Source organism: Collinsella sp. AF25-2LB (assembly GCF_003458415.1).
Taxonomy (GTDB): domain Bacteria; phylum Actinomycetota; class Coriobacteriia; order Coriobacteriales; family Coriobacteriaceae; genus Collinsella.
Map to the genome: position 1 here is coordinate 1 of NZ_QRUF01000031.1, position 2,045 is coordinate 2,045.

1 protein-coding gene is annotated in these 2,045 nt (G+C 55.9%); it reads right to left on the bottom strand.

The genetic code is table 11. The annotated features are described in order from the left end of the window. Positions 1-137: 137 nt before the first annotated feature. Positions 138-1,832 carry a phospho-sugar mutase gene (locus DWY51_RS09365; protein WP_117770653.1) on the bottom strand — a complete coding sequence of 565 codons (1,695 nt, stop codon included), beginning with the start codon at positions 1,830-1,832 and terminating at the stop codon, positions 138-140. Positions 1,833-2,045 lie beyond the last annotated feature (213 nt).

A 2,045-nucleotide genomic window follows, 5' to 3' on the forward strand; every position in this document is an offset into this window, starting at 1 on the left:
CCCCGTGGGCGGGAATCTGGGCGTACACATTTCCTACACATTTTGTGATTCTCAGCTGTGTTTGCCGGTAATAAAGAGGGGACCTCGTTTCCGAGATCCCCTCCTCCGTCTAACTGTAGAAATAGGCTTTCAAAGCCTTAGGCCAACAACTTGCGACCAGACTCCTCAATCGCGTCAAGTGCGGCATCAGCCTCGGCGGCATCCGCGCCCTTAGCGAAGATGTACAGCTTAATCTTGGGCTCGGTGCCGGAAGGACGAACAATACCCTTGTTGCCGCCCTCAAGATCGAACTCAATGACGTTAGCCTTCGGCAGGCCGTTCACGCAGGTGTTGTAATCCACGACAGCCTCAATCTTGGAACCGGCGAGCTCCGCGGGCGGGTTCTCGCGCAGACCAGCCATGATGCCGGCCATCTTTGCCGCACCCTCAGCGCCCGGATAGCTCAGCGAAATCGTCTTGTTGTGATAGTAGCCATACTTCTCGTACAGCTCGTGCATCGCATCTGCAAGGTTCTTGCCCTGGAGCTTGTAATACTGCGCCATCTGGCAAATCAGAAGAGAAGTGCTCACGGCGTCCTTGTCGCGCACGTGGTCACCGGCCAGATAGCCGTAGCTCTCCTCAAAACCGAAGATAAAGCGATCGACCTCGCCAGCATCGGAAAGAGAAGTAATGATGTCGCCGATGTACTTGAAGCCCGTCAGGCAGCGGCGGAGCTCAAAACCGTACTCGTCGGCCAGAGCGTCAACCATGGCGGAAGAAACGATAGTAGTGACAGCAACCTTCTTAGTGAGGTCCTCACCGCGAGCAGCGCGGGTCTTGCAGATATAGTCAAGCAGCAGAACGCCCATCTCATTGCCGGTCAGCAGCAGATAGTCATCGCCATTCTTAACGGCAACGCCAACGCGATCTGCGTCAGGATCGGTTGCAAGCAGCAGATCGGGGTGAACCTGCTCGCACAGGTCAATGCCCTTCTGCATGGCCTGACGAATCTCGGGGTTAGGATACGGGCAGGTCGGGAAATCGCCGTTAGGCTCCTTCTGCTCGGGAACAACCGTGACATCAGTGATGCCAGCGCGCTCGAGCACCGTCGTGACGGGAATGAGGCCAGTGCCGTTGAGCGGAGTGTAGACGAGCTTAAGCGGAGCGCCAGCGATCTCCTCGGCAGAAAGGTTAGTCACGCCGCGGGCGAGAACGGCGTCGTAATAACGCTCGAGGCACGAGTCATCGATCCATTTGACCAGACCCTGCTCAAGAGCCTCATCGAAGTCCATGGACTTCACGCCGGTGAACGTATCGGTCTCGGCGATAGCCTTAGAAATTGCATCGGCGGCCTCGCTGGTGATCTGGCAGCCGTCGGGGCCATAGGCCTTATAGCCGTTATAAGGCGCCGGATTATGACTAGCGGTCATGCAAATGCCACCGGAGCACTTAAGGTCGCGGACGGCCCAGGAGAGCGTCGGCACAGGAGAAATCTTGGGATACACGAGGGCAGTCACGCCGTTTGCTGCAAGAATGGCAGCCGTCGTCTTGACGAACAGCTCACCTTTATTGCGGCTATCGCGAGCGAGGGCGACCGTCGGATGCTCGAAGGTCGCATTGAGGTAGTCAGCGAATCCCTGGGTCGCACGACCGACCGTATAGATATTCATACGGTTAGTGCCCGCACCGATAGTGCCGCGAAGGCCGGCAGTACCGAAGGCGAGATCCTGGAAGAAAGCGTCGGTGATGGCGTCCTCATCACCCTGCTCCTTCATCGTGTTAAGCTCAGCGAGGAGCTCCTCGTCCTTGACATTGGCAATCCAAGTATCAAGCAGCTCATGAACATCTGCCATGTGAGTCCTTCCGTCACAATCAATAAAACGACCCGTGTAAAACAGGACAAGCGCAGCAGTGCGCTAAAGCAAATATTAGTCCATTGAGAACAAAGAACCGACCAAAGAACGGTGAACGTCTATATTCACCGGTGGATGATTAAATTGATTTAATTGCATAAGGAATGTTTCACGCAAACGCAAAAAGGGGGAGGCCGCGAGGCCTCCCCCTTC